Source organism: Nocardioides sp. (assembly GCF_036374615.1).
Lineage (GTDB): Bacteria > Actinomycetota > Actinomycetes > Propionibacteriales > Nocardioidaceae > Nocardioides.
In genome coordinates this window covers 13,164-38,313 of record NZ_DASUTK010000025.1, presented here as the reverse complement: position 1 = coordinate 38,313, position 25,150 = coordinate 13,164, and the positions used below count along the sequence as shown (strand labels likewise).

The following is a 25,150-nucleotide window of genomic DNA, read 5'->3' as shown; positions in this document are numbered from 1 at the left end:
CGCGCGCCGTGACCGGTCTCGAACACGCGTGGAGGCTCGGCCGGTCCGTCCGGAAACCGCGTCACCCCGCCACACAACCCCGCCCCTGGTGGCCCTCGGCATGAAGCCGTCCGGTTCGACCACCGCCGCGGCCGGGCGCTCTCACGCACTTGCTTGACGTCAAGCAACGTCCGAAAGGTCCACTCCCGCGTCGTGACCCGATCGCGAACACGCGCGCGAATGCTCGACCGGTCCGTCCGGAAACCGCGTCACCCGACGGTTCGCCTCGACCACAGCCACCAGAGCGGAACGGCGACCACGAACAGCCCGGCCACCCAGGCCCAGGCGGTGGCCGGGGACGGGAGGGGTGGCTGCCCGCCGTGCTGGCCCCCGGGGTCCGGCAGGGCGGCAGGGCCGAGCACGTCCCCGACCTTGCCCTCGAGCCGCGGGGACGCCAGGCCGGTCCCACCGCAGAGGCTGGCGTCCAGCTGCTTGCCGTCGACGTACGCGAACACGACGTACCTCTCACCGACGTCCATGCCCTCCAGCCCGCAGCTGGCGCCCGACCAGGCCGACCCGACGCGTGTGACCGGCGCCGGATCGCCCGCGTAGACGGCGTCGACGTCGAACGTGTAGCGCGTCTCCGCGGCGGAGCTCACGACCGGGAACTGCCGAGGCTCGTCGATGTCGGTGAGCGTCCCCGCGAAGACCACGTCGGCCCCCTCGGCGTACTGGGCGGGAGTCTGCGCGACGCAGCTGCAGGCGAACGCCGGGGCGCCCAGTGCCAGCCCCGCGCCCAGCAGTACCGCGGCGATCAGGATCCGGAACGACCTCATGGCGATCCGACGGCCGACGTTCCTCCTCGGTTCCCGTGCGGGCAGCGCGAAACCTCGGCGGAAACGGGTGCGTCGCGGGATCATGGTGGGATCCCCGACGAGGAGCCCCCGTGAGTCAGGACCCCGAGCTGTACCGGAAGCTGGTCGAGGCCAGCGCCGACGGCTTGTGGCTGCTCGACGAGCACGGCACCACCATCCTCTACAACCCGCGGATGGCCGAGCTCCTCGGCCGCACCCCGGCGCAGATGGAGGGCCTCTCCGCGTTCGACGTCCACGACGAGGAAGGCAAGGTCGAGTTCGCCCAGCACCTCGCCGAGGCACGGGCGGGACACCCGGGGCACTTCGACCGCGAGGCCAAGTACTACAAGCCGGACGGGACGCCGGTCTGGGTGCTGGTCAGCTTCCGGCCGGTGCACGACATCGACGGCTCCCTGATCGGCTTCCTGCACCAGTACTCCGACTACACCGAGGCGCACGGCCTGATCGACCAGCTCGCGCACCGCGAGCAACAGCTCGCCACGGCTCAGCACATCGCGAAGATGGGCAGCTGGGAGTGGGACATCGTCCACGACGAGAGCGTCTGGTCCGAGGAGCTGTACCGGATCTACGGCATCGACCCCGAGACCTTCGGTGGTGACTGGGACGCGTTCCTCGAGTGCGTCCACCCCGAGGACCGCGACCACGTCCGGGCGGCGCTGGACGCGACGTTCGAGGGGGACGACACCTTCACGTGGCAGGCCCGGATCGTCCGGCCCGACGGTGAGGAGCGGTGGTGCCGCTGTCTCGGCCAGGTGGAGCGGGACGCAACGGGTACGCCGATCCGGCTGACCGGGGTCGACCAGGACATCACCGCTCAGGTGCACGCCGACAACGAGATCGCGGAGTACACCCGCCGCCTCGGACTGCTCCGGCAGGTCGCCGAGGCGGCCAACCAGTCGACGAGCCTGGTCGAGACGCTGGCCCGCGCCGCGGAGACCCTCACGGGGACACCCGGGTGGGACCCGATCGCGGTGTTCGTGCGGGACGAGACGTCCGGTGACCTGACGCCGTTGGTGCTCGCGGCGCCCGACCGACCGTGGGGCCTCGACCCCGATCTCGACCTGGCGGAACGCTCGTGGGACTCGCAGACGCTCGTCCACGTGCCGGTGCCCGGCTACGAGCGCAGCCACAGCCTGGTGGCCTTCCCGGTCCTGCACGGCGGCGGCGTCGCCTGCGTGGTGGAGCTGGTGGCGGACGAAGTGCCCCCGGACGCGAACTCCCGCGACCTGATCGAGCAGATCGCCGTCCAGCTGGGACGCGTGGCCGAGCGCGAGCGGAGCGCGGCAGAGCTCGCCGAGGCGCGCGACCAGGCGATGGAGGCGTCCCGGCTGAAGTCGGAGTTCCTGGCCACCATGAGCCACGAGATCCGGACCCCGATGAACGGCGTCATCGGGCTCACCGACCTGCTGATGCGCACCAACCTCGACGACCAGCAGCGACGCCTCGCCGAAGCGCTCCACGGCGCCGGCGCGACGCTGCGCGGCATCATCAACGACATCCTCGACCTGTCCAAGATCGAGGCCGGGAAGCTCGAGCTGGAGCTGGTGGACTTCGAGGTCCGAGCCGTCGTCGAGCAGACGGTGCACCTGCTCCGCGGCCCCGCCATCGAGAAGGGTCTCGACCTGCAGGTGACGGTTGCGGACGACGTCCCGACGTACGCGCGCGGCGACGCCGGGCGCTGGGCGCAGGTGCTGTCCAACCTGGGATCGAACGCCGTGAAGTTCACCGACTCCGGCTCGGTCACCGTGAGGGTGGAGGCCGCGCAGCAGGCCCCGGACGGCGTGGTGCTCGAGACCGTCGTCGAGGACACCGGTCCGGGGATCCCGCCCGAGGGCCAGGCCCGGCTCTTCGACGCGTTCACGCAGGCCGATCCCTCGACGACCCGACGCCACGGCGGCACCGGACTCGGCCTGACCATCGTCCGGCAGCTCGTCGACGCGCTGGGAGGCGAGCTGGGGCTCAAGAGCGAGCCGGGTGGGGGGTCACGGTTCTGGTTCACGGCGCCGTTCGGACCGGCCACCGGCGACGAGCGCGAGGTGGAGGGGGCGTCGGTCGGGGTGCGACCGGCGGACGCGCCAGTGCAGCGGATCCTCGTGGTCGAGGACAACCAGGTGAACCAGATGGTCGCCGTGGGCCTGCTGGAGAGCTCCGGGTACGCGGCCGACGTGGCTGAGGACGGGCTCGAGGCCGTCGCCGCGCTGGCTGGCGACCACGGCTATGCCGCGGTGCTGATGGACTGCCGGATGCCGCGGATGGACGGGTTCACCGCCACGCGCGCGATCCGGGCCCAGGAGCGGCCCGGAGGGCGGGTGCCGATCATCGCGATGACCGCATCGGCCCTCGAGGGTGAGCGTGAGCGCTGCCTGGAGGCGGGCATGGATGACTTCCTGACCAAACCGGTCGATGCCGGACGCATGCAACGGGTCGTCCGCGCGTGGACCACGGACGGGGTGGAGGCCGACGGCCGGCCAGGGGGCGAGACCCCGACGACCGTCGCCGACGCCGACGTGCTCGACACCGTGGACGCGGCCAGGCTCGACATGTTGCACGAGATGGTGAAGGACGGCGTCAGCCTGTTCCAGCGCAGCTCGGGCAACTTCCTGGCGCACGCCCAGGACCACCTGGCTGCGATCGACGCGGCGGTGCGAGACGGCGACGCCGCCCGGCTGTCGGCGGCCGCTCACAAGCTCAAGGGCAGCGCCCTCAACCTCGGACTGCCGCGGGTCGGCGCCGCCGCGCTCGCTCTCGAGGAGAGCGGTCGCGCGGGGCGGTTGGCCGGCACGGAGCAGGCCTACGACGACCTGGTCCGAGAGATGGCGGAGGCGGTCACGGCCCTCGGCCGCGAGCGCGCCGCGCGTACTTCTGGGTAACCCGGACGGACAACTACCCTTGACGCGCGGGCCGCGCCACCCCTGCGGCTCGCACCCCACGGCCACCCACCCGCGTGGCAGCAGACAGACAGAAAGCGGTCATCACATGTCCAGCACCTCGGTCGACGTCTTCGAGCTCGGCGCTGAGCACGAGCAGGTCGTGTTCGCCAACGACCCGGCCACCGGCCTTCGCGCCGTCATCGCCATCCACTCCACCGCGCTCGGCCCGGCCCTCGGCGGAACCCGATTCTTCCCCTACGAGTCGACCGACGACGCCGTGCGCGACGTCCTCAACCTGTCGCGAGGGATGTCCTACAAGGCCGCCCTGGCCGGGCTCGACCTCGGCGGCGGCAAGGCCGTCATCATCGGAGACCCTCACACGCTGAAGTCCGAGGCGCTGCTGCGTGCGTACGGCCGGTTCGTGCAGTCGCTGAACGGCCGCTACTACACCGCGTGCGACGTGGGCACCTACAGCGAGGACATGGACCACGTGGCCCGCGAGTGCGACTTCGTCACCGGCCGCACCGTGGCGCACGGTGGCGCCGGCGACAGCTCGGTTCTCACGGCGTACGGCGTGTTCCAGGGGATGCGCGCGGCCGCGGAGGCGGTCTGGGGCGAACCGACGCTCGGCGGTCGCACGGTGGGCGTCGCGGGCGTGGGCAAGGTCGGGTGGCACCTGGTCCGCCACCTGGTCGAGGACGGCGCGAGCGTCGTCGTCTCCGATCCGTACCGGCCCTCGGTCGACCGGGTGCTGGCGGAGTTCCCGCAGGTCAAGGTCGTGGCCGACACCGACGCGCTGGTCGCCTCGCCGCTGGACGTCTACGCGCCGTGCGCGCTCGGCGGCGCGCTGACCGACGCCGTGGTCGAGACGCTGTCGGCCAAGATCGTCTGCGGCGCCGCCAACAACCAGCTCTCGCACCCCGGCGTCGAGAAGGTGCTCGAGGAGCACGGCATCCTGTACGCGCCCGACTACTGCGTGAACTCCGGGGGGCTGATCCAGGTCGCCGACGAACTCGAGGGCTTCTCCTTCGAGCGTGCGCAGCAGCGGGCGAGCGGCATCTTCGAGACCACGCGCTCGGTCTTCGAGCTGGCCCGCGCCGAGCAAGTGCCGCCGGCCGTGGCCGCGGACCGGCTCGCAGAACAGCGGATGCGCGACGTCGGCCGGCTCCGCGGCATCCACCTCCGTTGAGTCGCGCGTAGGCGGCACTCGAACGGCGCGGTTGCGGCCTGTGGGCCGCCGCAGACGCGCGACCCAACCGCCGCCGACGCGCGACCCAACCGCCGCGGACGCGCGACCCAACCGCCGCGGACGCGCGACTCAACCGCCGCCGACGCGCGACTCAACCGCCGCGGACGCGCGACTCAACAGCCCGCCGGAGGCGGGCTGGGTGGGGGGAGGTCAGTCCCGCTCGCGGTCGGCGGCGTACGCCGACCACTCGTCGTCATCGCCGACGTCGTCGGGCGGGCTGCCTGCTGGCTCGGACCCGTCCTTCTCGCCGTGCAGCTCCTTGGCCAACGCGCCGAAGTCCGTCTCATGAGAGCGGTACTTCAGCTCGCGGGCCACCTTGGTCTGCTTCGCTTTCGCTCGGCCGCGCCCCATAGGGTCGACCCCCTCGCACACTGGGCCGGGGCCACCCTACGCGGGCGTTCCCCCGGTCTGATCGGTCTGGTTTCTCGTAGGGGCAACGCTACCTGCTGCCCGGCTGTTCCCGCACACCCACTCCGGCAAATGAGCGTGATCGCCGCTCGACCGGCTACGAACCGGCGTAGGAACCGGTCAGCGACACCGTCCCACTGCCCGCGGTGACCTCACCGGCGACCCAGGCGCGGATGCCGTGCTGCTCGAGCACTCGGACCGCTTCGTCGGCCGCCTCGGGAGCGGTGAGGGCCACCATCCCCACTCCGCAGTTGAGGGTCTGCTCGAGATCCCCGAGCGGTACGTCGCCCACCCGCTGCACCAGCTCGACGACCGGCGGCAGCACCCAGGTGCCTCGCTCGACCCTCGCATCGAGCTCGAGGGGCAGAACCCGGGCGAGGTTGGCTGCGAGTCCTCCGCCCGTGATGTGCGACATGGCGTGGGTGCCGCCCGCGGCCGCCAGGGCCAGGCACGCCTTGGCGTAGATCCTGGTCGGCTCGAGCAGCTCTTCGCCGAGCGTGCGCCCGAGGTCGTCGACGTGCCGGTCCAGGCTCCACCCGGCCTGCGCCAGCAGGACGTGACGGACGAGGGAGTAGCCGTTGGAGTGGAGGCCGCTCGCCTCCATCGCGATCACCGCGTCCCCGGGTCGCACCCGGCCCGGGCCGAGCAGCCGATCGGCCTCGACCACCCCGGTGGTGGAGCCGGCGACGTCGTACTCGTCCGGCTCGAGCAGGCCGGGGTGCTCGGCGGTCTCGCCGCCGATCAGCGCGCAGCCGGCCTCGACACACGCCTCGGCGATCCCCTTCACGATGGCGGCTACCCGCTCCGGCACGACTCGGCCGGTCGCGATGTAGTCGGTGAGGAAGAGCGGCTCCGCGCCGCAGACGACCAGGTCGTCGACCAGCATCCCGACCAGGTCGAATCCGATCGTGTCGTGCTTGTCCATCGCCTGGGCGATCGCGACCTTGGTGCCCACGCCGTCGGCCGAGGACGCCAGCAGCGGGCGGTCGTAGGACTTGAGGGCAGTGGCGTCGAAGAGCCCCGCGAAACCCCCGATCCCGCCGACCATCTCAGGTCGACGGGCCTTCTCGACCCACACCTTCATCAGCTCGACGGCCTTGTCGCCCGCCTCGATCGAGACGCCGGCCGCGGCGTAGGCGGGCTGGCGGTCCTCGGGTTGGGGAGCCTCGGGCTCGGTCACGGGACCTCCGGGTCAGGGGTTGTTGAGGACGGGGAGTGCCTCGGCGGTCAGGGAGGACTCCAGCAGGTGCTTGCCGAGCAGGGCCTCGTCGGGGAGCGGGATCGGGTAGCTGCCGGTGAAGCACGCTGTGCAGAGCGAGGACGCCGGCCGGCCGGTCGACTCCACCATGCCCTCCAGCGAGATGTAACCCAGGCTGTCGGCACCGATGCTCGCTGCGATCTCGTCGACGTCGAGGCCGTTGGCGATCAGCTCGGCCCGGGTGGCGAAGTCGATGCCGTAGAAGCAGGGCCACTTCACCGGCGGGCTCGAGATCCGCACGTGGACCTCCAGGGCCCCGGCCTCGCGCAGCATCCGCACCTGGGCGCGCTGGGTGTTGCCGCGCACGATCGAGTCGTCGACGACGACGATCCGGCGGCCACGGATCATGTGTTCCAAGGCGTTCAGCTTGAGCCGGATGCCGAGCTGACGCAGGCTCTGGCTGGGCTGGATGAAGGTGCGCCCGACGTACGCGTTCTTGACGAAGCCCTGGCCGAACGGGATGCCGCTCTCCTCGGCGTAGCCCGCGGCGGCGGGAGTGCCGGACTCCGGCACCGGCATCACGAGCTCGGCGTCGACCGGGAACTCCCGCGCCAGCCGACGACCCATCTCGACCCGCGCCTCGTGGACGCTGCGGCCGCTGATGGTGGCATCGGGCCGGGCGAGGTAGACGTACTCGAACACGCAGCCCTTCGGCGCGGGCTCGGCGAACCGGTGGCTGCGCAGCCCGTTCTCGTCGATCACGAGCAGCTCGCCAGGCTCCACCTCGCGGACGACGCTGGCGCCGATGGTGGCGAGGGCGGCGTCCTCGGACGCGACCACCCAGCCGCGCTCGAGCCGGCCCAGCACGAGCGGGCGGATGCCTTGCGGGTCGCGGGCGGCGTACAGCGTGTCCTCGTTCATCCAGACGAAGCAGTACGCGCCTTCCAGCGTCGGCAGCACGTCGAGCGCCCGCTGCTCCAGCGACGTGTCGGGGTGGTGCGCGAGCAGGGCGGTGACCAGGCCGGTGTCGTTGGTGGACGCCTCGAGGTTGCGGGCGTGGATGTCGAGCTCGTCGGTCGCGCTCGGCAGCGCGGCGACCTGCGCCATCAGGTCGGCGGTGTTGATCAGGTTCCCGTTGTGGCCGAGCGCGATCGAGCCGTCGGCAGTCGGCCGGAACGTCGGCTGCGCGTTCTGCCACACGCTGGAGCCGGTCGTGGAGTACCGGCAGTGGCCGACCGCGAGATGCCCCTTCAGCGAGGCGAGCGTCGTCTCGTCGAACGCCTGCGACACCAGCCCCATGTCCTTGTAGACGAGGATCTGGCGACCATTGCTGACCGCGATGCCGGCCGACTCCTGGCCGCGGTGCTGCAGGGCGTAGAGGCCGAAGTAGGTGAGCTTGGCGACGTCCTCGCCGGGAGCCCACACCCCGAACACACCGCACGCGTCCTGGGGGCCGAGATCCTGCGGGTCGAGCGAGTCGGAGAGTCGGCCGTCGCCGGGACGGGACCAGCTGGCTCGGAGCACGTCTGGAGTCTACAAACCTTCGGGTCTCAACCCTGCTTCGGCGGGGCCAGTCGGGGTTCGCGCTCACCGTTTGGACACAAACGGCGACGACACGCCGGGGGCGCCCGTCGTATCTGCCCAAACGCGCCTGGGGGGCGATGAGGCTCGCGCGGCGGACGAGGCAGATCCCGTTTGGACACAAACGGCGACGACACGCCCGCGGCAGCCGTCGTATCTGCCCAAACGCCGATGTCCTCGGCCGAGCCCGCCGCTGGCGTCGGGGTAACGCGGTCGCGGCTACTTCACGCAGGGACGGGACACCGCGGGGGCTGGTTCCGTACCATTCGCCGCGGGGCGTCAAGAACAGGGAGCAACGTGGGTCACCAGGATGCGAGCTCGGGGGACCTGCCCGCGGGCGGGTCGGACCAGGTGTTCCGTGACGCCCTCCAGCTGATCGCGGAAGGCGTGACGGAGATCGTCGGCTTCCAGCTCGCCACCATCAGCGTGGTCCGGCAGGCGGCCGACGGCACCGAGGAGCTCGAGGTCATCGCGGACGCCGGTGACGACCCGAGCGGCGAGATCATCGTGGGTCGGCGTACGCCGCTCGCGAGCCTGCTGATGGAGCTGGAGAAGGCAGAGGTGTGGGGGCAGTTCCGGTTCCTGCCTCACGAGCTGCTCGAGACCGAGGACGTGGAGAACGCCTACGGCTGGGTGGTCCCGGACTTCGAGCCGATCGACGCACCGGACGCCTGGCACCCGCTCGACCTGCTGGTGGCGCTGCTCCACGACGACCACGGGGTGCTGCGCGGAACGCTCGCCATCGACCTGCCCGAGAACGGACGGCGGCCCGGCGAGGATCAGCGGGCACTGCTGGAGAAGTACGCGACCATGGCCGGGCGAGCCGTGGTCACCACGCTCGAGCGGGAGGAGCTCGCCGAGCAGGTCCGACTGGCCGACACCGCCCGCACGATCGTGCGGAACGCCAGCGCGCAACGAGACCTCGGTGAGGTGCTGGCCGACCTCCAGGACAGCCTGGCGCGGGGCTTTCGCGCCCGCGGCTCGTGGATCCAGACGTTCGACGAGGACGGCCGCGGTTCCGGTGCCGTGCACTCCGCGAACGGCATCCATGTCGACCTGCCAGACGAGTTCGTCGACCTCGCGGAACGCTCGGCGCGCTACTGCTGGGCGCACCAGGTCGTGCAGGTGGTCGGAGGTCGGCACCCGCTCCCGGCGGGGATCACCGAGGAGGAGCGCGCCACCATCGTGGACTTCCTGGACGCGATGGGGATCGGGTCGCTCCTCTTCGTGCCGCTGGGCGCCGGCGCTGAGTGCCTCGGCAACCTGGTCCTGACCCGGTCCGGCCGGGAGGCGTGGACCGAGCTCGACCGCCGGGCTGCCCTCGACATCGGGCACGACCTCGGCCGGGTGATCCTCAACGCACGCACGTTCCAGCGGGAGCACGAGCTGGTGGTCGAGCTGCAGGCGCTCGACACCTACAAGAGCCAGCTGATCGCCACGGTGTCGCACGAGCTCAAGAACCCGCTCACGGCGATCACCGGATACCTCGAGATCCTCGAGTCGGCAGACTCACTCGACCCGTCGTCACGCTCCGCGGTCGACGCGATGGGTCGCGGCGCGGCCCGACTCTCACGGGTCGTCGAGGACCTGCTGCTGCTGTCGAAGGTGGGCGACCCGCACCAGCGGATGATCGCCGCCGAGGTCGACGTGAAACGGGTCGTGGACGAGGTGACCGACCTGGTCGCGGTGACGGCACGGCACAAGGACCTCACCGTCGCCGTCGACGTTCCAGCGGACCCGGTCACGGCCTGGGGCGACGCCACGGAGGTCGACCGGCTGGTCTCCAACCTGGTCAGCAACGCCGTGAAGTACACCCCCAGCGGCCGGCGGGTGGACATTCGGCTCCGTTGTACCGGCGACCGGGTCGTGCTCGAGGTGGCCGACGAGGGCTTCGGAATCTCCGCAGCGGACCAGGAGCGACTGTTCGAGGAGTTCTTCCGCTCCTCGCACCACCAGGCGGCGCAGCAGCCGGGCACCGGCCTCGGGCTGGCGATCGTGAAGCGGATCGTGGAACGGCACGGCGGCGAGATCTCGGTCGCGTCCGAGCTCGGTGTGGGCAGCACGTTCACGGTCTCGCTGCCCGCGGCCACCTGAGTCGCGGGGCGCGCTAGGAGCCGCGGCCCAGCCCGTCGAGCAGCAGCGCCTCGGCGAGCACGACCCGCTCGAACTCGGCGAGGTGGAGTCCTTCGTTGGCGCCGTGCGCACGCGTGTCCGGGTCCTCCACGCCGGTCACCAGCACGCTCGCGTCCGGGAAGCTCTCGAGGAACTCGGCGATGAAGGGGATCGATCCGCCGACTCCCATGTCGACCGGCTCCGTCCCGTCCCAGGCCTCGGCGAACGCTCGCCGGGCGGCGTCGTACGCCGGGCCCGTGGCGTCGATCTGGGTGGCCTCCCCCGTGTCGACGACCGTGAAGGTCAGCTCGGCGCCCCACGGCACGTGCTGCTCGAGGTGGCGCCGCAGGCACTCGGTGGCGTTGGCGGTGGTGTCGCCAGGGGCGATCCGCATCGAGATCTTGGCTCGCGCGACCGGCACCAGGGTGTTGCTGGCGCCGTCGACCTGCGGCGCGTCGAGTCCGGTGATGCTGAGCGAGGGACGAGTCCAGAGCCGCTCCACGACCGACCCGTCGCCGATCCACTCCACCTGCGAGGTCGCCCCGGACTCGGCGCGCAGCCGCTGCTCGGGGTACGTCACGTCGGCAGCCGGGCCCTGGTGCAGGCCGGCGACGGCAACGTTGCCGGCGTCGTCGTGCAGCGTCGCGATCAGCCGGCTCAGCGTCATCAGGGCGTCGGGCACGAGCCCGCCCCACATGCCGGAGTGCACGGCGTGGGTCAGGGTGCGGACCTCCACGTCGGCCCGCACCAGACCACGCAGGCTGGTGGTCAGGGCCGGTTCGCCGATGTCCCAGTTGCCGGAGTCGGCGATCACGATCACGTCGGCCGCGAGCCGCTCGTGGTGCTCGCGCAGCAGCGCCGGGAGGGTGTCGGAGCCGACCTCCTCCTCCCCCTCGATGAAGAGGGTGACGCTGACCGGCAGCTCGTCACGGAAGATCCGCAGCGCGGCGAGGTGGGTCACGATGCCGGCCTTGTCGTCGGCGGCACCGCGGCCGAAGAGGCGCGCGCCGCGCTCGGTCGGCTCGAACGGCGGGGAGTCCCACTCGGCGTGGTCGTTCTCGGGCTGGACGTCGTGGTGTGCGTACAGCAGCACGGTCGGCGCAGCCTCGGGGCCGGACTTGTGGGCGATGACCGCCGGTGCGCCGCCGTCGACGGACACGATCGCGGTCTCGCAGCCCTCGGCCTCGAAGAGCGCCCGCACCGCCTCGGCACTCCGCTGCACCTCCGACGCCCGAGCAGGGTCGGCGCTGACCGACTCGATGCGCACCAGGTCCTCGAGGTCGGCGCGGATCCCGGGCAGCACCTCGGCCACCCGGGCGCGCAGCTCGTCGCGTTTCATGCAGCCACCCTAGTGAGGGTTGCGTCGGGTCCCGGTAACGGTGCCGCAGGTGCCCTTCAACCCCGCTGCAACGGGGTGGGAGCGCAGACGAGGCACCGTTACGCGCCACCACTCGGGGTCAGCCGGCGCGGATCACGTTGCGCAGCGGCTTCCCGGCGACGTACGCCGCCAGCTGCTCGCGCACGAGCGACGCCATCCGCGGCAGCATGGCGGTGGTGCCGCCCGCCACGTGCGGGGTGATCAGCACCCCGGGTGCGTCCCAGAGCGGGTGCCCGTCGGGGAGTGGCTCGGGGTCGGTGACGTCGAGCGCGAACCGCAACCGACCGGCCTCGGCGAGCACCGCGTCGGTGTCGAGGACCCCGCCTCGGGCGACGTTGACGACCACGGCGTCGTCCGGCAGCGCGGCCAACAGATCGGCGCCGACGAAGTGCCGGGTGGAGTCGTTCAAGGGCAGCAGCAGCACCACGACGTGCTGGTCGGCGAGGAGGGCCGGCAGCTCCACAACGCCGTGCACCTGGCCGACCAGGTCATCGGCGCGCGGACGGCTCGCCACCGCCGTGACCACGGCCCGGTGGGCCGTCAGCCGTTCGGCCAGCGCGCGGCCGATCGAGCCGTAACCCAGCACGAGCACCCGTGAGTCGGCCAGCGACCGGCGTCCCTCCTGCAAACCGCTCCAGCTGCCGTGCGCCCGCACCGCCTCGGGGATGCCGCGCAGCACGGCGAGCGCCAGGCCGACGGCGTGCTCGGCGGTCGCGTCGTCGTGCACGCCTGCCGCGTTGCACAGCGTCACCCCGTCGGGCAGCAGCTCGAGCTGGCCGTCGTACCCCGCGAGCTGGGTCTGCACCACCCGCACCGACGGCAGCTCGCCGAGCCGTCGCAGTGCCTGAGCCGTGTCCCGGTAGTCGGGCACGCACACCTCGATCCTCGGGTCCGGCTCGGTGATGCCGTCCCAGAGCACGGTCTCGACCCCTGCCACGGTGCCCACGGCTCCGCGCAGCTCCTCGGTGGGCATCGAGGCGATCACGGGTCCCCCAGCAGCGGCAGGTACGGCGTGAGCTCGGCCCGCTCCCCAGAGGCGGTGACCCGCCCGCCGGCGACGGCGTCGGTCCAGGTCAGCTCGCCGGTCGCCAGCGCGACCCAGGTGTCGGGGTCGGTCTCGACGACGGCCGGCGGGGTGCCCCGGGTGTGCCGGACGCCTGGGATCGCCTGCACGGCGGCGTACGGCGGGACGCGGACCTCGACCGATCGGCCCGGAGCCCGCTCGGCCAGCACGGCGAGGAAGTGCTTGGTCAGGAGCCGGTCGTCCGCCGGTGATCGGCGGGCGAGCGCTGCGGCCACCTCCTCCGGCGCGGCGAGTCTCAGGCGGGAAGGCACGGCCTCGAGCCTAGCCAGCGCCCTGCTCGGCGGCACCGCGTCACGATTCCTCGCGGCGCGCGGGCGTCTCGGGGTGGGGTTGCAGGATCGAGAACAGCAGGTAGGTCCGGCGGGTCTGGTCGCGGCCGCGGGTGCGGCGGACCCAGTCCTGCAGCACCTCGTTGAGCTCACTGCCCAGCTGGCGAGCCTCGTCCTTCGTGAGGCGCAGGGTCTGCTCGGTGATCGAGCGGAAGACGTCGGGCTCCTTCTCGGGCGTGTGGGCGGCATCGATGACGACGTGGGCCCAGGCCGCCGACTGGGAGCGGAACACCGCTGCCGCCGCGGCCCCGCCCGGCTGCTTCTCGAGCTCCCCGAGGTCGAGGTTGAGTCCTTCCTCCTGCACGAGTCGCCACACCCGATCACGCCGATCGCGACCCTCCCCGACGGCCTCCTCCACCAGGCCGTACTTCGCGAGCTGCCGGAGGTGGAACGACGCCTGGTTGGCGGGGATCGCGAGCTCCTGGGACAGGTCAGCAGCGCGCAGCGGCCCCTGGGCGGACAGCTCGCCGAGGATCCGGTTGCGGATCGGGTGGGCGATCGCCCGCAGCACCGTGGGGTCGTGGACGTTGGCCATGCCCCGATCATACCCGCACCACTAATTGCGCAATACTACTTGCGCAAGTGATGGTGCGCATCTATCCTCGGGTCCATGACCAGCTACCGTGAGCTCGCTCGGAACCGTGACTTCACCCGGCTCTGGGTCGGTGAGGCCGTCAGCCAGCTCGGCACGGCGGCGAGCCTGTTCGTGTTCCCCCTGATCGGCTACGCCCTGACCGGGTCCGCTCTGCTCGCCGCGCTCCCCGTCGCGGCGTACACGCTCGGCATCGCCGTGTCCCTCCTGCCGGCCGGCGTCGTCGCCGACCAGGTCGACCGCCGGCTGCTGCTGCTGGCGGCGAGTGCCGTCGGCCTGGTCCTGACGGCGTCGATCGCGATCGCCGGGCTGCTCGGGGCGATGACGATGCCGCACCTGATCGTGGTGGCGCTCGGCACCGGGGCGGTCGCAGGCTTCTACATGCCCACCGAGCTGTCCGCGGTGCGCTCCGTGGTCGAGCGTGACGAGCTGTCGACGGCGATCAGCCAGAACCAGGCCCGTCACCACATCGCCTCACTGCTGGGCGGGCCTCTCGGAGGCGTCCTGTACGCCGTCGGGAGGCCGCTCCCGTTCGTGGTCGACGCCGTGACCTTCGCCGTCTCGCTGCTCACGGTGTCGCGCGTCCGGGCAGACCTCTCGCCGGTCGACAGGCCGCGGCGGGCGCCGGTGCGCGAGCTCGGCGACGGACTGCGCTACCTCCTGGCGCGGCCCTACTTCCGGTCCGTCGCGGCGTTCGGCGCGATGTGCAACCTGGTCGTCAACGCGGTGTTCTTCGTCGCGATCGTGCGGCTGGTCGAGGCGGGCGTTCCCTCGACGACGATCGGACTGGTGGAGGCGCTGGCCGGGGTCGGCGGCGTCGTGGGCGCGATCATCGCGCCGTTCCTGATCGACCGGATGCGCACCGGCCACCTCACGATGTCGGTGGCCTGGAGCTGGGTCCCGCTCCTGGTCCCGCTGATCTTCTGGTCCTCGCCGTGGCTGGTCGGCGCGATGCTGTGCATCGGCCTGCTGCTCAACCCGGCCGGCAACGCCGCGGGCCAGTCCTACCGGGTGGCGATCACGCCCGACGAGCTGCAGGGCCGGATCGCGTCGTCGTCGCAGTTCCTGGGCTTCATGACCATCCCGCTCGCGCCGATCCTCGGCGGCTGGCTGCTCGAGACGTACGGCGCAGCGACCGCGACCACGATGCTGCTCGTGGCCGCCGTGCTGACGGCGCTGATCCCGACCCTGGCCCGCTCGGTGCGCTCGGTCCCGCGGCCGCGTGACTGGCCGGTGCTGGACGAGTCAGGCGAGCTCGTCGAGCAGCCTGAGCGTCAGCTGCCAGGCCTCGGAGCGGGGATGGATCACGACGAAGTGATCACCCTCGACCGCCGTGAGAGCGGCGTCGCCACCCGCGTCTGAGGCCGCGGCGACGTACCGCTCGGAGATCTCGATCGGGACGACGTCGTCGGCTCGGCCGTGCATGCAGCGGACGGGGACGTCGAGCGGCAGCTGCTGGAAGGGGTCGAAGGTCGCATCCGCCGGGACGGGCGGGTGGCCCAGAAGCCCCTCGACGGCGCCGCCGCCGAGACCGAGCTCGTGGGCGCGCACCAGGTCGAGCACACCCGCCTGCGAGACGACCCCGGTCACCCCGACCGCAGCATCGGGGCGGCCGGCAGCCCACGCAGCGAGGTGACCGCCCGCGGAGTGTCCGAGCGTGACGACGGTCGTGAGGTCGAGGCCCTCGACGGTTGCGAGCCGGTCGATGCCCGCCGCCACGTCGTCGAACGTCTCCGGGGTGCCACCGCCGTTGCCGACCCTGCGGTACTCCAGGTTCCAGGCGGCCCAGCCCTCGGCGACCAGGCTCTCGGCCAGCGGGCGGCCGAGGGACAGGTCGTACGCCGATTTCCAGAACCCGCCGTGGATGACCACGACCACGCCGCGCGGTCGGCCGTCGGGGAGGCTCAGCTCTCCGAACTGGCTCGCGTCCGTGCCGTACCGGATCGCCCGCGACCGCTCGCCCACCTCACGTCTCCCCTTCCGGCCACTGCTCCGGGCGTCAGCCGAACATGGCGGGTAGCGTCGCGATCCACGCGGCCCGCAGCTCGTCCAGCGGTACGTCGAACCACCCCTCGGCCTCGAGGGTGCTGCCGCCGGTGACACCGATCGTGCGGGCCGGCACGCCGAGCGCCTCGGCCATCGTGAGCAGCTGCGTCACCTCGTCGGCCAGCACCGTCACGACCGCCCTCGAGGCCGACTCGGAGAAGAGGGCGACAAACGGGTCGCCCTCGAGCCGGACGGTGGCGCCGATCCCGCGGCGCACGGTCGACTCGACGAGCGCCTGGGCCAGCCCGCCCTCGGACAGGTCGTGCGCCGAGGTGAGCAGCCCGGAGCGGGACGCGTCGATGAGCAACGTGGCGAGCTGGTACTCCGCCAGCAGGTCGACCCGTGGCGGAACGCCACCGAGGTGGTCGTGCACGACATGCGCCCACTCCGACCCCGAGAGCTCCTCGCGGGTCTCGCCGAGCAGCACCACTTCGTGGCCCTCGGCCGGGAACCCGGTCGGAGTCCGTCGGGTGACGTCCTCGATCACGCCGAGCACCGCGACCACAGGCGTGGGGAGGATCGCGGTCTCGCCGGTCTGGTTGTAGAGGCTGACGTTGCCGCCCGTGACGGGGATCCCCAGGGTCACGCAGGCGTCCTTGAGGCCGCGGCACGCTTCGGCGAACTGCCACATGACGCCGGGATCCTCCGGCGACCCGAAGTTGAGGCAGTCGCTGACGGCCAGCGGCCGGGCGCCGCCGGTCGCCACGTTGCGGAACGCCTCGGCGAGCGCGAGCTGGGCGCCGGCGTACGGATCGAGCGCAGCGAACCGCCCGTTGCAGTCGGTCGCGAGCGCGACACCGAGGTTGGTCTCGTCGTCGACCCGGATCATGCCGCTGTCACTGGGCTGGGCCAGGACCGTGTTGCCACGGACGTACCGGTCGTACTGGTCGGTGACCCACGACTTGTCGCACAGGTTGGGGCTGCCCGCGAGCCGGAGCACGGTCTCGCGCAGCTCGTCACCGGAGTCGGGCCGCGGCAGGTCCTCGGCACGATCGGCCTGCATTGCGTCCTGGCCCTCGGGCCGGGCGAACGGGCGGTGGTACGTCGGACCGTCATGGGCCACGGAGCGAGGCGGCACGTCGACCACCTGCTCGCCGTGCCAGTCGATCCGAAGTCGCCCGGTGTCGGTCACCTCGCCGATGTCGGTCGCCTCGACCTCCCACTTCGCGCAGATCGCGAGGAATCGCTCGACGTCGCCCGGCGCGACGACCGCCATCATCCGCTCCTGCGACTCGCTCATCAGGATCTCCTCGGGAGCCAGCGTCGAGTCGCGCAGCGGCACCCGGTCGAGCTCGACGTGCATGCCGCCCTCGCCGGCGCTCGCCAGCTCCGAGGTGGCGCACGAGAGCCCGGCCCCGCCGAGGTCCTGGATCCCGGTGACGATGCCCGCAGCGAAGAGCTCGAGCGTGCACTCGATCAGGAGCTTCTCCATGAACGGGTCGCCGACCTGGACGCTGGGGCGCTTCGCCGGGCCGCCCTCCTCGAACGTCTCACTGGCCAGCACGCTGACGCCGCCGATGCCGTCGCCGCCGGTGCGAGCGCCGTACAGCATCACCCGGTTGCCGACCCCCGAGGCCTTGGCGAGGTGGAGGTCCTCGTGACGCAGCACCCCCACGCAGAGCGCGTTGACCAGGGGGTTGCCGAGATAGGTCGGGTCGAAGACCGCCTCGCCGCCGATGTTGGGCAACCCGAGGCAGTTGCCGTAGCCGCCGACGCCCGCCACGATCCCTGGCAGCACGCGGTGGGTGTCGTCCGCGTCGAGCGGTCCGAACCGCAGCGGGTCCATCACGGCGACCGGGCGCGCACCCATCGCGAGGATGTCGCGCACGATGCCGCCCACTCCCGTGGCGGCTCCCTGGTAGGGCTCGACGTACGACGGGTGGTTGTGGCTCTCCACCTTGAACGTCACGGCGTACCCCTGGCCGACGTCGATCACGCCTGCGTTCTCGCCGATGCCTGCGAGCATCTTCCCGACCGGAGTCTCCTGCGGGATCTCGGCGAACTGCTTCAGGTGGACCTTGCTCGACTTGTAGGAGCAGTGCTCGCTCCACATCACGGAGTACATCGCGAGCTCGCTGCTGGTGGGGCGGCGACCGAGGATCTGGCGGATCCGCTGGTACTCGTCGGCCTTGAGCCCGAGCTCGGCCCACGGCTGCTCGTGGTCGGGGTCCTTGGCTGCGGCAGCGACAGTGTCCAGCACGGCGCCAATCTACTGGTCGGGCCGGAGGCGGAAGCGGGACGCCCGCTGGTAGCGGCTCCCGAAAACTACAACCTTGTAGTTGTCTAGAACTCATGTTGCACGTGTGACTGGTGAGGTTATGGTGCCGCTACCCCCTACCCAGGAGTCGTCATGTTCCGCGCCATCCCCCTCACGCTTGCCTGGCTGCTGGCCGCGGCCGTGCTCACCGTGCCGGTGCGCGCGGACGCGGGAAACGTGGCGACTCCTGGGAACTTCAAGGGCCACGGGTTCGACCAGTGCGTGGCACCCACGCAGAAGGCGATGAACGCCTGGCTGCGCTCCTCGCCGTTCCTGGCCGTCGGGATCTACATCTCCGGCGACAGCCGTGGCTGCCGCACCCAGCCGAACCTCAGCCAGAAGTGGGTGGCCACCCAGCTGCGCAAGGGCTGGCGGCTGCTGCCGATCACGCTCGGCCCGCAGGCCTCGTGCCACCCGAGCTTCCCCCGGTACGGCAACGACCCGACCATCAACCCCCGGCCGGGCCAGGCCGGCACGTACCGCAAGGCCCGCCGCCAGGCCCGCCGCGAGGCGACGAAGGCGGTCGCTGCCGCCCAGGCCCTCGGCATCGTGAAGCGCAGCACCCTCTGGTACGACCTCGAAGGATTCGACGTCACCAACCGGCGCTGCCGGGAGTCCGCGATCGCGTTCCTCTCGGCGTGGACGACCAGGATCCGCGCGCTGGGCTACGTCTCGGGCGTCTACTCCAGCGCCGGCTCCGGGATCAAGATGCTCGACGACGCCCGGGTCAACCGACCCGACAAGGTCGTGCTGCCCGACCGGATCTGGATCGCCCGGTGGGACGGCCTGGCCAACACCCGGACCGACTACATCCGCGACGACGGCTGGCTGCCGGGCGGCCGGATGAAGCAGTACCGCGGCGGGCACAACGAGACCTGGGGTGGGGTCACCATCAACATCGACAGCAACTGGCTCAACCTCGGTAAGGGGATGTTCGCCCGGCCCGTGTCGCACTGCGACGGCGTCGACGTCGACCACCCGGCGTACCTGCCGCTGGCAGCGGGTACCTCCGAGACGGCGCTCGTCAAGGCGCTGCAGTGCCTGCTGAAGGAGAAGGGCCGTTACGGCGGCAGGCTGCACGGGAGGTACACCGCCAAGACGGCCGCCGCCGCACGCCAGTGGCAGACCGACCACGGGTTCGCCGCCCGCGACACGTGGACCCGGACGCACTGGATGAGCCTGCTGGCCGACGGCCCCGCCCGGGTCCTCAAGTTCGGCTCCGCCGGCGAGGACGTACGCCGCGTGCAGCGGGCCCTCAAGGCCGCCGGGGCGAGCGCGAAGCTGAAGATCACCGGCCGCTACACGAAGCGCACGACGAACGCGGTCAAGTCCTGGCAGGCCTCCGTCGGCCAGACCGCCAACGGGATCGTGGTCGGCCGGACGTGGAGGGCGCTGCGCGCCGGCCGACGCTGAGTCAGGCGAAGCTGGCGAGGGCCAACGACGTGAAGAAGCCGACGCCGTCCGTGCCCGACCCGGTCAGCTCCTCGACCGCGTGCTCCGGGTGCGGCATCAGCCCGACCACATTGCCCCGCTCGTTGGTGATGCCCGCGATGTCGCGCAACGACCCGTTCGGGTTGTCGTCGAGGTAGCGCACCACGACCCGGCCCTCGCCCTCGAGCCGGTCGAGGGTCGGCTGGTCCGCGACGTACCCGCCCTCCCCGTTCTTGAGGACGATCGTGATCTCCGCGCCCTGCCGGTACGCCGAGGTCCACGGCGTCGCTGTGTTCTCGACGCGCAGCCGCTGGTCGCGGCAGACGAACTTGCGGTGGTCATTGCGGATCAGTGCACCCGGGAGCAGGTGGGACTCGCAGAGGATCTGGAACCCGTTGCAGATGCCGAGCACCGGCATCCCGCGCCGGGCCGCCTCGACCACCTCCGTCATGACCGGCGCGAACCGGCTGATCGCGCCGCAGCGCAGGTAGTCGCCGTAGGAGAAGCCCCCCGGCAGCACGACCGCGTCCACGTCGCGCAGGTCGTGGTCGCCGTGCCACAGCGCCACCGCCTCGTGGCCGCCGAGCCGGACCGCGCGCTGCGCGTCGACGTCGTCGAGCGACCCCGGGAAGGTGACGACCCCGACCCTCATGCGCTGTCGCCGGCCTCGACGCGGACCTGGTAGTTCTCGATCACCGGGTTCGACAGCAGCGTCTCGGCCATCTGCGCGACCGAGGCGAGCACCTCGTCGCTGACGTCCCCCTCGATCTCGAGCTCGAACCGCTTGCCCTGCCGCACGTCGGTGACGCCGGAGAAGCCCAGCCTCGGCAGCGCGCCCAGCACGGCCTTCCCCTGCGGGTCGAGGATCTCGGGCTTGGGCATGACGTCGACGACGACACGGGCCACGGCGGTTCTCCTGAGCGGGGGGACGGGACGTCGCCGAGTCTAGGTGAACGCACGCCCGGATCCTGAGCGGGGCGCCGCGGTCGTGGCGGCGGCCAGGCCAGGTCCCGCGACCGACGCGTCAGCCGGGGCGGCGCTGCAGCACCACGATCGCCAGCGCGACCCCGAGGCCGGCCACGATCGGCCCGATGACCGCCCACGTGCCGGACCCGGACATCGAGCTGCCCTCGACGTACCCGAGCCCCTGCAAGGTCCAGAGCCCGCCGACCAGCACCATGAGCACGGCCAGCCCGAGCCCGATGACCCGACCCATCAGGAGAGCTCGCGCTTGAGGATCTTGCCGGTGGCGGTCATCGGGAGGGAGTCGACGAACTCGACCACGCGCGGATACTTGTACGCCGCGAGCTGCTCCTTGCTCCAAGCGACCAGGTCCTCCTCGGAGACGTCGTCGTGGTCCTTCGCCTTGATGACCACGGCCTTGATCTCCTCGCCGAGGCCTTCGCGGGGGATGCCGATCACGGCCGCGAGGGACACCGCCGGGTGCTCCAGGAGCACCTCCTCGACCTCCCGCGGATACACGTTGAAGCCACCGCGGATGATCATGTCCTTGGACCGGTCCACAATGGAGTACCAGCCGTCCGCGTCGCGCTTGCCGAGGTCACCGGAGCGGAACCAGCCGTCGTGGATCGCCTCGGCGGTCGCCTCCGGCCGGCCGTAGTAGCCCTTCATGATGTTGGGGCCCTTGATCGCGATCTCGCCGACCGCGTCGGGGTCGTCCTCGAGCTCGGACCAGTCCGGGTTGATGAGCTTCATCTCCACGCCGGGGATCGGCTTTCCGATCGAGCCGACCCGCACGCCGTGGCCGAGCGGCGAGAAGCTCGCCACCGGGGAGGTCTCCGACAAGCCGTAGCCCTCCAGGATCGTCACGCCGAACCGCCGCTCGAACTCCTTGTGCACCTCGACCGGCAGCGCGGAGCCGCCGGCGGCGGCGATCCGCAGGTCAGCCGCGAGCTGTTTCACGTCGACACCGCCCTCCTCGTTCTGGACGGAGTCGAGCGCACCGAGCAGCCCCCAGTACATCGTCGGCACGCCGGCGAAGAAGGTGACCCGCTCCTGGGCCATCGTCCTCAACGCCGCCTCTGCCTCGAAGCGGGGCAGCATCACTACCCGGCCGCCGTACGCGAACCCGCCGTTCATGATGACGGTCTGCCCGAACGAGTGGAACAGGGGGAGCACGCAGAGGTAGGTGTCGGGGTTGCTCGCGTCCGCGCCGAAGAGCTCCTCGCCGGTCATGGCGTTGGAGTGCATGTTGCGGTGCATCAGCTCCGCACCCTTGGGCTGTCCCGTCGTCCCGGACGTGTAGAGGATGACGGCGGTGTCGTCCTCGTCGGTCGGCACGGTCTCGAACGTTGGCGGCTGGCCGGCCAACCCCTGACCGAGGGTCTCGGTGCCCTCGATCGGCGACGGCGCGGCGGGGTCCGCCGTGATGACGAAGAAGTGCCGACAGCCGTCGGTCGCCGCGAACCCCTCGTAGCCGGCCTGCCCGATCGGCAGTTCCGGCGTGCCCGGGAAGCAGATGTACGCGACCGCGTCGGAGTCGTCGAGGTGGTAGGCCACCTCCCGCCCTTTGAGCAGCACGTTGAGCGGGACGACCGTCGCCCCGGCCTTGAGGATCCCGTAGTAGACGATCGGGAAGTAGGGCAGGTTCGGACAGCTCAGCGCGACCTTGTCGCCGGGCTGGATGCCCCGCGAGACCAGCAGGTTCGCGACCTGGTTGGCGACGGCGTTCACCTGCGTGTAGGTCAGTCGCGTGGTCTGTCCGTCCGGTCGGACGAGGACGACCGCCTCCCGGTCGCCGTAGTGCTCGGCGGAGCTCTCGAGGAGGGACGCGAGGTTCAACATGACCCGACCCTAGCCGTGCCCGATGCCCGAGGGCAGTGCGTGGAGCGAGGTCGAGCAACCCTCACCGAGGTGGACTCGACGGTGGGTCAGCCGGGGCCGTCGTACTCACCTCGACAGCCGGCCCCGGGTGAGGATTACCCCGGCCCGGACCAGGTCGCGACGGATCGCCGGTCCGGCCAGCCTCCCGGCGGCACGGGCTGGCAGCTGCCACGGCCCGGAGCCGCTGAGGCTCCCGATCGCATGCACACGGCACCCGGTGGCCACGCCGGTGAAACGCAGCGACAGGGTCGCGTCGATCCCCCGCCACCTGCCGACCTCGGAGAACACCTTGAACGGCGTCAGCTCGGTGATCTCCATGGCGGGCCGCACCCCGGCCAGGGTGTTGTCGCGCCAGGTCATGCCGACGTACGGCTCGGCTCGGTCGTGCAGCGTCACCGACAGCAGCGACGCCTGCCACTCCGGGCGGTTGCGGGGATCGGCGAGGTAGCGGAAGACCGTCTCGGGCGGGTGCTGCATGTCCACCAGCGCCTCGAACTCGACCGTGCTCAGAACGACTCCCCGGTCAGCAGCTCGTAGGCCTCCACGTACCTGCTGCGCGTGCGCTCGACGACCGCCGGCGGCAACGGCGGAGGCGGCTCGCCAGACGCCCGGTCCCACCCGGACTCCGGCGACAACAGCCAGTTGCGCACGATCTGCTTGTCGTAGGACGGCTGCGCGCGCCCGGGCTGCCACTCGCTCGCCGGCCAGAACCGGGATGAGTCGGGTGTGAGCACCTCGTCGGCCAACACCATCACGTCGTCCGTGCGCAGCCCGAACTCGAACTTGGTGTCCGCGAGGATGATGCCCCGCTCGCTCGCCATCTCCTCTGCCCGGTCGTAGATGGCGAGCGTCAGCTGGCGCAGCGCCGCGGCGGTCTCCTCCCCCACGGTCCGGACGACCGCCTCGTAGGACACGTTCTGGTCGTGGTCGCCGAGCTCCGCCTTGGTCGCGGGCGTGAAGATCGGCTCTGGCAGCCGGCTCCCGTCGACCAGCCCCGGCGGAAGGGCGACGCCGCACACCTCCCCCGTCTGCTCGTAGTCGAGCAGTCCCGACCCGGTGAGGTAGCCCCGCGCCACGCACTCCACGGGGAGCATCGCGAGCCGCTCGCACACCACAGCGCGTCCCCGGAACTGCTCCGGCACGTCGGTGGACACCACGTGGTTCGGCACCAGGTCGGCGAGCTGGTCGAACCACCACAGCGACATCCGCGTGAGGATCTCGCCCTTGTCGGGGATCTCGGACTCGAGGACGAAGTCGAACGCGCTGATGCGATCGCTGGCGACCATCAGCAGTCGGCCGTCCGGGAGGGCGTACAGGTCCCGCACCTTGCCGGAGTGGACGTGCTGGAGGTCGCCGGTCACGCCGCGATCCTAGAGCGACCGTCTCCCGCCCGGCGGAAGCGGTCGGCCAGGTCGTCGGCCCGATACTCCGCCGCCGAAATCATCGTCCACAGGGGTCTGATCGATGATTTCGGCGACGGACTATCGCAGAGGGGGGTCAGAGGATGGCGCCGGGTGAGTACGCCGCAGCGTGGGGGTGACGCGCGACGAGCTGCTCCACGGCGCGCACGACCACCTGGGTCTGGGCGACGGCGGCACCGGTGAAGGAGATCGGGTCGGACACCAGGGCGTCGATGTCGGAGCGGCTCAGGCCGAGTCGCTCGTCGGCGGCGAGCCGGTCGAAGACGTCGTTGGCGGCCTGGCCCTGCCGCATCGCCAACACGGTGCCGACCGCCGCCTGCTTGATCGCCTCGTGCCCGGTCTCGCGGCCCACGCCTCGGCGTACGGCGGCCATCAGGACCTTCGTCGTCGCGAGGAACGGCAGGTAGCGGTCGAGCTCGCGCTGGATCACGGCGGGGAAGGCACCGAACTCGTCGAGCACGGTGAGGAAGGTCTGGAAGAGCCCGTCGGCGGCGAAGAACGCGTCGGGGAGCGCGACCCGGCGGACGACCGAGCACGACACGTCGCCCTCGTTCCACTGGTCGCCGGCGAGCTCACCGACCATCGAGAGATAGCCGCGGGTGACGACGGCCAGGCCGTTGACCCGTTCGCAGGACCTGGTGTTCATCTTGTGCGGCATCGCGCTGGAGCCGACCTGACCCTCGGCGAACCCTTCGGTGACGAGCTCGTGGCCGGCCATCAGCCTGATCGTCGTCGCCAGGTTGGAGGGTGCCGCGACCAGCTGGACGAGCGCGGAGAGCACGTCGAAGTCGAGGCTGCGCGGGTAGACCTGCCCCACGCTGGTGAGGACCCGGTCGAACCCCAGGTGGTTCGCCACCCGCCACTCGAGCTCGGCGAGCCGCTCGGCGTCGCCGTCCAGCAGGTCGAGCATGTCCTGCGAGGTGCCCATCGGGCCCTTGATGCCGCGCAGCGGGTAGCGGGCCAGCAGCTCCTCGAGCCGCTCGACGGCCACCATCAGCTCGTCGGCCACCGTCGCGAACCGCTTGCCGAGCGTGGTGGCCTGGGCGGCGACGTTGTGGGACCGGCCCGCCATCACGGTCGTCTCGTGCTCGGCCGCGAGCCGGGCCAGCCGCGCCAGCGCCGCCATCGCGCGGTCACGCAGCAGCGCGAGCGACTGCCGGACCTGCAGCTGCTCGACGTTCTCGGTCAGGTCCCGGCTGGTCATGCCCTTGTGCACGTGCTCGTGACCGGCCAGCGCGCTGAACTCCTCGATCCGCGCCTTCACGTCGTGACGGGTGACCCGTTCGCGGGCGGCGATCGAGTCGAGGTCGACCTTGTCGACGACGTTCTCGTAGGCCTCCACCACGCCCTCGGGCACGTCGACCCCGAGGTCGCGCTGGGCACGCAGGACCGCGATCCACAGCCGCCGCTCGAGGACGATCTTGTGCTCCGGAGACCAGATCTCGACCAGGTCGGCTCCGGCGTAGCGGCCGGCGAGCACGTTGGGGACGGTCACG

At 71.5% G+C, this 25,150-nt stretch carries 22 protein-coding genes; 5 read left to right on the top strand and 17 right to left on the bottom strand.

Translation table 11 applies throughout. The features are described from left to right. Window positions 1-248: 248 nt before the first annotated feature. Window positions 249-815, bottom strand: a complete 567-nt coding sequence (locus VFZ39_RS01750) for a hypothetical protein (protein WP_330864000.1) — start codon at window positions 813-815, stop codon at window positions 249-251. Window positions 816-925: 110 nt separating this feature from the next. Between VFZ39_RS01750 and VFZ39_RS01745 the strand changes: the two genes are divergently transcribed. Continuing rightward, window positions 926-3,724 carry a PAS domain-containing protein gene (locus VFZ39_RS01745; protein WP_330863999.1) on the top strand — a complete coding sequence of 933 codons (2,799 nt, stop codon included), beginning with the start codon at window positions 926-928 and terminating at the stop codon, window positions 3,722-3,724. Window positions 3,725-3,830: 106 nt separating this feature from the next. Continuing rightward, the gene (locus VFZ39_RS01740) at window positions 3,831-4,913 is read left to right on the top strand and encodes a Glu/Leu/Phe/Val family dehydrogenase (protein WP_330863998.1); all 1,083 of its coding nucleotides are present in this window, start codon (window positions 3,831-3,833) and stop codon (window positions 4,911-4,913) included. A 210-nt stretch (window positions 4,914-5,123) separates the two neighbouring features. Here VFZ39_RS01740 and VFZ39_RS01735 read toward each other — a convergent pair whose 3' ends face one another. The 3 genes from VFZ39_RS01735 to purF form a co-directional block, all read right to left on the bottom strand. Further along, window positions 5,124-5,288 carry a DUF3073 family protein gene (locus VFZ39_RS01735; RefSeq protein WP_414690252.1) on the bottom strand — a complete coding sequence of 55 codons (165 nt, stop codon included), beginning with the start codon at window positions 5,286-5,288 and terminating at the stop codon, window positions 5,124-5,126. 190 nt (window positions 5,289-5,478) lie between these two features. Continuing rightward, window positions 5,479-6,561: a phosphoribosylformylglycinamidine cyclo-ligase gene (gene purM, locus VFZ39_RS01730; protein WP_330863996.1), complete on the bottom strand. Its 1,083-nt coding sequence runs from the start codon at window positions 6,559-6,561 to the stop codon at window positions 5,479-5,481. Window positions 6,562-6,573: 12 nt separating this feature from the next. Continuing rightward, window positions 6,574-8,103: an amidophosphoribosyltransferase gene (gene purF / locus VFZ39_RS01725; RefSeq protein ID WP_330863995.1), complete on the bottom strand. Its 1,530-nt coding sequence runs from the start codon at window positions 8,101-8,103 to the stop codon at window positions 6,574-6,576. 354 nt (window positions 8,104-8,457) lie between these two features. Here purF and VFZ39_RS01720 point away from each other — a divergent pair, with 354 nt between their 5' ends. Then, entirely contained in the window at window positions 8,458-10,254 is a 1,797-nt protein-coding gene (locus tag VFZ39_RS01720; RefSeq protein WP_330863994.1) for a HAMP domain-containing sensor histidine kinase, read from the top strand. A gap of 13 nt (window positions 10,255-10,267) precedes the next feature. Here the strand turns inward: VFZ39_RS01720 and VFZ39_RS01715 are convergent, their stop codons facing one another. The 4 genes from VFZ39_RS01715 to VFZ39_RS01700 form a co-directional block, all read right to left on the bottom strand. Further along, window positions 10,268-11,611 carry a dipeptidase gene (locus tag VFZ39_RS01715; protein WP_330863993.1) on the bottom strand — a complete coding sequence of 448 codons (1,344 nt, stop codon included), beginning with the start codon at window positions 11,609-11,611 and terminating at the stop codon, window positions 10,268-10,270. Window positions 11,612-11,729: 118 nt separating this feature from the next. After that, window positions 11,730-12,623, bottom strand: coding sequence for a 2-hydroxyacid dehydrogenase (locus tag VFZ39_RS01710; protein WP_330863992.1), 894 nt, complete (start codon window positions 12,621-12,623; stop codon window positions 11,730-11,732). Between the two features lie 8 nt (window positions 12,624-12,631). After that, window positions 12,632-12,985 (bottom strand): sterol carrier family protein, encoded by a 354-nt coding sequence (locus VFZ39_RS01705; RefSeq protein WP_330863991.1) that lies wholly within the window; start codon window positions 12,983-12,985, stop codon window positions 12,632-12,634. Window positions 12,986-13,025: 40 nt separating this feature from the next. Continuing rightward, window positions 13,026-13,598, bottom strand: a complete 573-nt coding sequence (locus tag VFZ39_RS01700; protein ID WP_330863990.1) for a winged helix-turn-helix domain-containing protein — start codon at window positions 13,596-13,598, stop codon at window positions 13,026-13,028. A gap of 75 nt (window positions 13,599-13,673) precedes the next feature. On the opposite strand from VFZ39_RS01700, the gene VFZ39_RS01695 reads away from it, so the two are divergent. After that, window positions 13,674-15,017, top strand: coding sequence for an MFS transporter (locus VFZ39_RS01695; protein WP_330863989.1), 1,344 nt, complete (start codon window positions 13,674-13,676; stop codon window positions 15,015-15,017). Here the strand turns inward: VFZ39_RS01695 and VFZ39_RS01690 are convergent. Beyond that, window positions 14,901-15,620, bottom strand: coding sequence for an alpha/beta hydrolase family protein (locus VFZ39_RS01690; RefSeq protein WP_330863988.1), 720 nt, complete (start codon window positions 15,618-15,620; stop codon window positions 14,901-14,903). The two genes, VFZ39_RS01695 and VFZ39_RS01690, sit on opposite strands and share 117 nt — an antisense overlap. 34 nt (window positions 15,621-15,654) lie before the next feature. After that, the gene (gene purL, locus VFZ39_RS01685) at window positions 15,655-17,901 is read right to left on the bottom strand and encodes a phosphoribosylformylglycinamidine synthase subunit PurL (protein WP_330863987.1); all 2,247 of its coding nucleotides are present in this window, start codon (window positions 17,899-17,901) and stop codon (window positions 15,655-15,657) included. 150 nt (window positions 17,902-18,051) lie between these two features. On the opposite strand from purL, the gene VFZ39_RS01680 reads away from it, so the two are divergent. Then, window positions 18,052-19,371: a glycoside hydrolase domain-containing protein gene (locus VFZ39_RS01680; protein WP_330863986.1), complete on the top strand. Its 1,320-nt coding sequence runs from the start codon at window positions 18,052-18,054 to the stop codon at window positions 19,369-19,371. A gap of 1 nt (window position 19,372) precedes the next feature. Here the strand turns inward: VFZ39_RS01680 and purQ are convergent, their stop codons facing one another. The 7 genes from purQ to purB all read right to left on the bottom strand — a co-directional run bounded on the left by purQ (window position 19,373) and on the right by purB (window position 25,149). After that, a complete protein-coding gene (gene purQ / locus VFZ39_RS01675; RefSeq protein WP_330863985.1) occupies window positions 19,373-20,041 on the bottom strand; it encodes a phosphoribosylformylglycinamidine synthase subunit PurQ in 669 nt (222 codons plus the stop codon). Next, complete coding sequence (gene purS, locus VFZ39_RS01670; RefSeq protein ID WP_330863984.1) at window positions 20,038-20,295, bottom strand: phosphoribosylformylglycinamidine synthase subunit PurS; 258 nt, start codon at window positions 20,293-20,295, stop codon at window positions 20,038-20,040. The genes purQ and purS overlap by 4 nt, the downstream gene beginning before the upstream one ends. A 118-nt stretch (window positions 20,296-20,413) precedes the next feature. After that, window positions 20,414-20,605, bottom strand: coding sequence for a hypothetical protein (locus VFZ39_RS01665; protein WP_330863983.1), 192 nt, complete (start codon window positions 20,603-20,605; stop codon window positions 20,414-20,416). Further along, the gene (locus VFZ39_RS01660) at window positions 20,605-22,194 is read right to left on the bottom strand and encodes a long-chain-fatty-acid--CoA ligase (protein ID WP_330863982.1); all 1,590 of its coding nucleotides are present in this window, start codon (window positions 22,192-22,194) and stop codon (window positions 20,605-20,607) included. Before VFZ39_RS01660 ends, VFZ39_RS01665 begins: the two co-directional genes overlap by 1 nt. A gap of 105 nt (window positions 22,195-22,299) precedes the next feature. Further along, window positions 22,300-22,851 (bottom strand): SRPBCC family protein, encoded by a 552-nt coding sequence (locus VFZ39_RS01655; protein ID WP_330863981.1) that lies wholly within the window; start codon window positions 22,849-22,851, stop codon window positions 22,300-22,302. After that, on the bottom strand, window positions 22,740-23,594 hold the full coding sequence (locus tag VFZ39_RS01650; RefSeq protein WP_330863980.1) for a phosphoribosylaminoimidazolesuccinocarboxamide synthase: 855 nt from the start codon (window positions 23,592-23,594) through the stop codon (window positions 22,740-22,742). Before VFZ39_RS01650 ends, VFZ39_RS01655 begins: the two co-directional genes overlap by 112 nt. Before the next feature lie 136 nt (window positions 23,595-23,730). Beyond that, window positions 23,731-25,149, bottom strand: coding sequence for an adenylosuccinate lyase (gene purB / locus VFZ39_RS01645; protein WP_330863979.1), 1,419 nt, complete (start codon window positions 25,147-25,149; stop codon window positions 23,731-23,733). Window position 25,150 lies beyond the last annotated feature (1 nt).